The organism is Phenylobacterium sp. (genome assembly GCF_031181185.1).
Classification (GTDB): Bacteria; Pseudomonadota; Alphaproteobacteria; order Caulobacterales; family Caulobacteraceae; genus Phenylobacterium.
In genome coordinates this window covers 1-6,970 of sequence record NZ_JAPSKZ010000186.1, presented here as the reverse complement: position 1 = coordinate 6,970, position 6,970 = coordinate 1, and the positions used below count along the sequence as shown (strand labels likewise).

Annotated in this window: 6 protein-coding genes; 1 reads left to right on the top strand and 5 read right to left on the bottom strand. The window is 72.0% G+C overall.

Annotation, left to right across the window (positions count from 1 at the left end):
• The 5 genes from addB to RIF93_RS17290 all read right to left on the bottom strand — a co-directional run.
• The coding region (gene addB, locus RIF93_RS17310; RefSeq protein ID WP_309092697.1) for a double-strand break repair protein AddB at nt 1-2,340 on the bottom strand (2,340 nt) is incomplete at its 3' end.
• A complete protein-coding gene (locus RIF93_RS17305; RefSeq protein ID WP_309092699.1) occupies nt 2,337-3,029 on the bottom strand; it encodes a nucleotidyltransferase family protein in 693 nt (230 codons plus the stop codon). The genes addB and RIF93_RS17305, both read right to left, overlap by 4 nt.
• Before the next feature lie 17 nt (nt 3,030-3,046).
• Complete coding sequence (gene amgK, locus RIF93_RS17300; protein WP_309092698.1) at nt 3,047-4,135, bottom strand: N-acetylmuramate/N-acetylglucosamine kinase AmgK; 1,089 nt, start codon at nt 4,133-4,135, stop codon at nt 3,047-3,049.
• 1 nt (nt 4,136) lies between these two features.
• Nucleotides 4,137-4,613, bottom strand: a complete 477-nt coding sequence (tsaE, locus tag RIF93_RS17295) for a tRNA (adenosine(37)-N6)-threonylcarbamoyltransferase complex ATPase subunit type 1 TsaE (RefSeq protein WP_309092696.1) — start codon at nt 4,611-4,613, stop codon at nt 4,137-4,139.
• Entirely contained in the window at nt 4,610-5,482 is an 873-nt protein-coding gene (locus RIF93_RS17290; protein ID WP_309092695.1) for a 1-acyl-sn-glycerol-3-phosphate acyltransferase, read from the bottom strand. Before RIF93_RS17290 ends, tsaE begins: the two co-directional genes overlap by 4 nt.
• A gap of 73 nt (nt 5,483-5,555) precedes the next feature.
• On the opposite strand from RIF93_RS17290, the gene RIF93_RS17285 reads away from it, so the two are divergent.
• A partial coding sequence (locus tag RIF93_RS17285) for a CoA-acylating methylmalonate-semialdehyde dehydrogenase (RefSeq protein ID WP_309092694.1) occupies nt 5,556-6,970 on the top strand: 1,415 nt, incomplete at its 3' end.

The window sequence follows — 6,970 nt, the reverse complement described above, 5'->3', positions numbered from 1 at the left end:
GCGCGCGGCACCGCCATCCGACGGCAGGTCTCCGGGGAAGTCCAGGGTGAAGCGCTCGAAGGCGGCGTGGATGGCGGTGCCGCGCGCCCGGGCGTCCACCGGCTGGTCGGGTCGATCGAGGACCTTCAGCCCCAGGATCTCGCGCGCCCAGACGGCGTAGGGGTCGCGGGTCAGGGTCTCCACGCGCGTCACGAACAAGCCTTTCGGCCGGTCGGCGACCGGCGGCTTCGGGTTCGGGCGCGGCCAGGGGCTGTAGGTTTCGGGGGCGTCCAGAGCGCGGGCCCAGGCCAACGCATCGGGACGGCCAGCGATCTTCACGGGCCGGTCCCTGGAGTCCGCGCCGGCCGCCAGGGTCTCCAGCCGCCACAGCCAGCGCGACTTGACCGACGGCGCGCCCTCGCGGCGCTCGGCGTGCAACAGGATCACCTCGGGCGCGCAGGCCGCCTGGGCGAAGTCGTGAGCCGACAGGCCGATGCGCCGCTCGGGGCTGGGCAGCCCGAGGGTTTCACGCATCGGGCGCGACAGGAACGGGTCCAGCGGCGCGCCGCGCGGCCAGACGCCCTCTTCCAGGCCCGCCAGCACCAGGCGGTCGGCGCGGACGAGCCGGGCCTCGATCGCGCCCAGGATCCGCAGGCGCGGATGTGTGGCGCCGCCTGAGCGGACCGTCTCGCCCTCCATCAGCCGGCGCAGCAGGTCGGCGAAGCCGCGCGGCGTCACGTGCGGCAGGGCCTCACCGTCGCGAACCAGCCCGCCGAGGAGTCGGGCCATGGCCTCGCCGTCAGCGCCCCTCCAGAGCTCGGTCGCCCCGCCGGCCAGGTCCTCCATCGCCTCGACCAGGCGCCGGGCGGCGGCCGCGGGCGAGTCCGCCTCGCCGGGCCAAGCGACCGCGTCCGCGAGCCGCCGAAGCCTCGCGGCGGCGGCCTGGGCTTCAGGATAACGCTTGAGCTTGGCCTCGAGCGCGGCCCAGCTCGCGGGTCGCGGCCCCCGCAGGCCGCGCCGCTCCAGGACATCGACGCCGCCGATGCGCGTGAACGGATGCTTGGCGACCGCCAGGAGGGCGATCGGATCGAGAGGATCGACGGCCAGCTGCGCCACCAGCGCCGCCAGAACGGCGCAGGGCCGGCCCGCCAGAGCCTCGCCCACCGAGCTGTCCGGGATCACCCCCCAGCGTCCCAGCTTGGCGACGACGCGGCGGGACAGCACCTGGTCGGGCGTCACGAGGGCAGCCGTCTTGTCAGGCGTCTCCAGCGCTTCCCGCAGCAGCAGGGCCGCGACGGTAGCGGCCTCTTCCTCGGTGCGGGCGCTGACCAGGGACAGGCCCTTCAGCCCCTCCGCGATGGGATCCACGTCGGGCGCTTCGGCGCGCAAGCCGGCGATCACCTCCAGCCAGTCGGCGGTCTCCTCCGCGGGCCGCAGGGCCTCGTTGACGATCCGCCGCCGCCAGCGGCCCTGGCTCTCCGGCGCGAGCGAGGCGGGCCAGACCCGCACCTCGCCTTTCGACACGCGCGCAGCGTCGAGCAGCCGCCGGAGCGCACCCTGCGGATGCTGCACGTCCACCTTGGCCCAGGCGCGGTCGGCGAGATCCTGGTCGAGGCCCGGCAGCACGACGCAGCCCTGCGGCGCGGCGGCGACCGCGATCAGCAGGTCACGGGTGGCCGGGGCGGTGCCGGTCGAGCCGGCGGCGACCAGCACGCCCTTGGGCGGCGAGAGCGTCCAGTGGTCGGCCAGGCGGCGCAGCAGTCGGACTCGGCGTTCGCTGACATCGACATATCCCAGGGCCTTCAGGCGCTCGGGCCAGCGCGCCAGGGCCGCCGCCAGGAAGTCGCGGGAGGCCCTCCAGTGGTCTGCGAGGTCGGCGTCCACCAGCTCGTCCAGCTTGGCGGCGACGTCGATCTCCTCGATCTGCAGGCTGTCGAAGAAGCCGCCCAGAGCGTCGGCCAGCTCCAGCGCGCCGGAGGCGGTGCGCAGGTCGCTCGGCAGCAGGCCGTCGAGCTCCGTGACCAGCGCCGTCAGCTCGAACCGGCGGCGCAGGGGGTCGATGGCGGCCGGGAGGTCCAGGGCCAGGTCGCCGGGCTCGAACGGCGGCTCGCCAACCTCAAGGTCGCCCAGTGGCCGCATCTGCGGCGGCAGGACGGCGCGTCCGTCGGCGGCGCGCACGAAGGCGTCGGCCAAGGCCCGCGCGCCGCGGCGGGTGGGCGTCAGCACCAGGGCGTCGGACAGCGCCTCGGGTCCGATGGGGCTGAGAGCCTCGTAAAGGCCTCGGGCGAGGTCGTCCGCGAACGGCCGGTGCGCCGGGATGTTGAACCAGCGGGGACCGGGCCGTTCGAAGAAGGCGGTCACGACAGCCTCTGCTCCGCCGCGTCGCGAGCGGCGGGATCGCCGACGTGCATCCAGAACGCGTCCATCACAGCGCCGCACAGCCGGCCCTCGGCCTGCAGCCGATGCCAGACGGGCAGGATCGAGAACGGCCCGGTCTTGGGCGAGGCGTCCAGCACCTGCGGCTTCAGGATGCCGAAGCCGATGTTGGCGTAGGGCGTCGGCGGCTCGGGCAGGACGGAGTGGGTCAGGCGGCCGTGGTTGTCCATGAAAAAGCCGTTCGGTCCCTCGAACCCAATGCCGTTCCCCCGCCGGACCAGCAGCAGCAGGATGTCCATGCGCTCGGGGTTCCACGCGCGCTTCAGCGTCTCCAGCGGCGGCTCGCGCTCGGCGATCCACAGGCTGTCGATGTTGGCGACGAAGATCGGCTCCTCGCCCAGCTTTTCCCGGGCGTGCTGGATGCCCCCGCCGGAATCCAGCAGCTCGGCCCGCTCGTCGGAGATCAGCACCTCGAGGTCCGGGCGCGTGGCGAGGTGCGCCTCCATCTGGTCGGCGAAATGGTGGACGTTGACGACGGCGCGCGTGACGCCGGCCTCGACCAGCTCGTCCAGCACCCGGTCGATCAGGGTGCGTCCAGCGACTTCGACCAGGGCCTTGGGGCGGCTGTCGGTGAGCGGCCGCATGCGGGTGCCGAGACCCGCGGCCAGAACCATGGCGGTCGTGGGGCCGCTCACGCGCGGGCCTCCGGCGGCACGTGGCGGTCGAACCAGGCCTTCAGGCCGGCCAGGGCGGGGTCTTCCAGGTTGCGTTCCAGGTAGCGCCAGGTGCGAGGCATGTAGGCCTTGTACTGCGGCCGGCCCAGGAGCGCCTGACGGGCGAAGACGCGTCCGAGAATCCGCGCCGCGTTGGAAGCCGCGAGGGCGCGATAGTCGGCCAAGAAGGCTTCGCGCTCGAGATCGGGCTTGGCGGCCAGGAAACGGTCCAGCATGGCCGCCTCGAGCTCGGCCGGGACGTCGCGACGCGCGTCCTGCAGCAGGTGCGTCAGGTCCCAGGCCGGGTGCGCCTTCAGGGCGTCCTGGAAGTCGATCAGGCCGACGCGCGCGACGCCCGTCCGTTCCGGCCGCCACAGCAGGTTCTGGGCGTGGTAGTCGCGATGGGTGAAGACGCTGGCTCCGGCTTCGCCGCGCACCCACACCGGCGCCCAGAGCGCCTCCCACTCGGCCACGGCGGCCTCGCCGAACGCCGGCAGGCCCGAGAACTTCGGCCACCACTCGAGGAAGGTGTCGGTGGCGATCTTCAGCGCCAGGCCGTCGTAGACGTACAGCGGCCACTCGCACCCTTCCGCGCGCAGCACCGCCGGCGGCGGCTCCGACTGCATGGCGACCTGCACGTCGACGGCGGCCTCGTACATCGGCCGCTCGTCCGCGCCCTGCGCGATCAAGGTTGCGAAGAGCCCGTCGCCCAGGTCTTCGAGTACGGCCAGGCCCGCGTCGACGTCGTGCGCCAGGATGTTCGGCGCCGACAGGCCGCGGTCGCGCAGGAAAGCCGCGGTGGTGACGAAGGCCGCGACCGAGCCCGCGGCCAAGCGGGCGGCGGCGTTGTAGCCCAGCGCCAGCCGTTGTTTGGGCGTTGCGTCGGGCGGCGCGACCGCGCTCTCCAGGGCGGGCGGCTGGTCCATGAAGATGAAGGAAGATCCGTCGGCAGCGTAGAGACGCTCATAGCTGCGCGTGGAGGCGTCGCCGCCCATGGCCACGCGCCGCGCCTGGCCGAAGCCGGCGTCTCGCAGGAACTGGGTCTTCAGGGCCTCGCGGGCCGACATGTCAGGGGCGGAACTCAAGCCCTCGTCCTTCCCAGGCGCCGTGGGGCGTCAACCGCACGCGCCTGCCATCTGCATCGTCATCCGAAAGAGCGATCTCTACATCGAGTCGGTCCGCGGGCAGGCGGCCCTCCAGCCGCTGTGGCCACTCGATGACGGCCGCCCCTTCGTCCAGCGCCTCGTCCAGACCGATCTCATAGGCCTCGTCGGGGTTCGAGAGGCGATAGAGGTCGAAGTGGGCGACCTTCAGTCGCGGGCCTTCGTAGAACTGCACGAGCGTGAAGGTCGGCGAGGGCACGTCCTCGTCCGGCGAGGTGAGCGCCCGCACCAGCGCGCGCGCGAGCGTCGACTTCCCCGCGCCTAGCGGGCCGGTCAGGCAGATGGCCTCGCCGCCCTTCAGCTCGGCGGCGATGGCCGCGCCCAGCCGCGAGGTCGCGGCCTCGTCCTTGAGGCGGAAGTCGCCCTTGGCTTCCAGGATCATGCGAACGCCCGTTCCGGATCGTCCGCGAGGTCGCGCTCGATATAGGCCTTGAGCCGCAGGGTGACCTCGGCCGTTTCGCCGTCCAGGGCGGCGGGCGGAATCGCCGGCCCGATCGTCAGGGTGAACGCGCGGCCCCGCTTGTTCAGGAGCTCGTGGAACAGGGTGATGTCGCGCAGCTCCTGCGAGAACCGGTTGAAGAAGTGGAACAGGGTCGACCAGGGCCCCGCCACGTGCACCGGGATCACCGGCGCCTCGTACTTGCGGGCGATGGAGACAGCCGAGGCCATCCAGGGCGGATCGCTCAGCAGACCGTCCGGCCCGCGCCGCGCCAGCCGCCCGGCCGGGAAGATCACCAGGCAGCGTTCCGCCTCCAGCGCCTCCTTGGTGAGCTGCAGCGTGTGGCGCGTCCGCTCCCGGGTCCGTTTAGCCTCGACCCATTCGACGGGGATCAGCACCTCGTCGAACCTTGGGCAGACGCGGTGGGCGTCGGAGTTGGCGTAGAAGCAGATGTCCGGGCGAATGGCCTTCAGGGCGTCGAACACGGCGACGCCGTCGGCGATGCCGGTCGGGTGGTTGCAGACGACGACGGCGCGGCCGGCGGCCGGCACGCGCTCAAGGCCGCGGACGCTCACCTGCACCGACAGCAGCTCCGAGACGTGCTCCAGGGCGGCGCGGCCGGGCAGGGGCGCGATGGTGTCGGCCATTCGCCGCGCCTTTCCATAGTCGAGCAGGGCGTAAAGCAGCGGCCGCACCACCGGCCAGGCCGCCGATCCCGACAGCTTCGGCGCCCGCTCCGCGATCAGCACGTCGACGATGTGGCTGCGCGCGGCCTTCAGCGAGAGGCTCTGCGCGCTCGGAAGCACGGTCATGGGCGCACATTCGCCGGCTGGCGCCCTTGGGGCAACTAGCGGGCGCCGCTGGGTGAGCCTAAAAGCGCTTCCCATGCGTGAGATCACCCACTTCATCGACGGCGCGGCCGTCCAGGGCGCGTCCGGCCGGTTCGGCGACGTGTTCAACCCCAACACCGGCGACATCCAGGCGCGCGTGCAGCTCGCCACCGAGGCCGAGGTCGATAAGGCGGTCCAGTCCGCGCTGCGCGCGCAGCAGACCTGGGCGCTCGTGAACCCGCAGCGGCGGGCGCGGGTCATGTTCGAGTTCAAGCGCCTGGTCGAGGCCAACATGGACGAGCTGGCCGAGATCCTGTCGTCCGAGCACGGCAAGGTGATCGCCGACTCCAAGGGCGACATCCAGCGCGGCCTCGAGGTCATCGAATTCGCCTGCGGCATTCCGCACGTGCTGAAGGGCGAATACACCGAGGGCGCTGGGCCTGGGATCGACGTCTATTCCATGCGCCAGCCGCTGGGCGTCTGCGCGGGCATCACCCCGTTCAACTTCCCGGCGATGATCCCGATGTGGATGTTCGGCATCGCCATCGCGACCGGCAACACCTTCGTCCTGAAGCCGTCCGAAAAGGACCCCACGGTGCCGGTTCGCCTGGCCGAGCTGATGATGGAGGCCGGCGCGCCGTCCGGCGTGCTGAACGTCGTCCACGGCGACAAGGCCGCGGTCGACGCGATCCTCGACCACCCGGACATCAAGGCGGTGAGTTTCGTCGGCTCGTCCGACATCGCCCACTACGTCTACTCGCGCGGCACCGCGAACGGGAAGCGCGTCCAGGCCATGGGCGGGGCGAAGAACCACGGCATCGTGATGCCCGACGCGGACCTCGACCAGACGGTGAAGGACTTGGTGGGCGCCGCCTACGGTTCGGCGGGCGAGCGCTGCATGGCCCTGCCGGTCACGGTCCCGGTGGGCGAGAAGACCGCCGAGGCGCTGCGCGAGAAGCTGCTAGCGGAGCTCGAGACGCTGAAGGTCGGCGTCTCCACCGACGCGGCCGCCCAGTACGGCCCGGTCGTCTCCGAGGCCCACAAGAAGCGGGTCACCGACTACATCCAGATGGGTGTGGACGAAGGCGCCGAGCTGGTCGTCGACGGCCGCGGCTTCCAGCTGCAGGGCTACGAGAACGGCTTCTTCATCGGGCCCACGCTGTTCGACCGCGTGCAGCCGACCATGAAGACCTACCAGGAGGAGATCTTCGGCCCCGTGCTGCAGATCGTCCGCGCCGAGAGCTTCGAGGAGGCCCTGCGCCTGCCGTCCGAGCACCAGTACGGCAACGGCGTGGCGATCTTCACCCGCAACGGCCGCGCGGCCCGCGAATTCGCGTCCCGCGTGAACGTCGGCATGGTCGGCATCAACGTGCCGATCCCGGTGCCGGTCGCCTACCACACCTTCGGCGGCTGGAAGCGCAGCGCCTTCGGCGACGTCAACCAGCACGGCATGGAAGGCGTCCGGTTCTT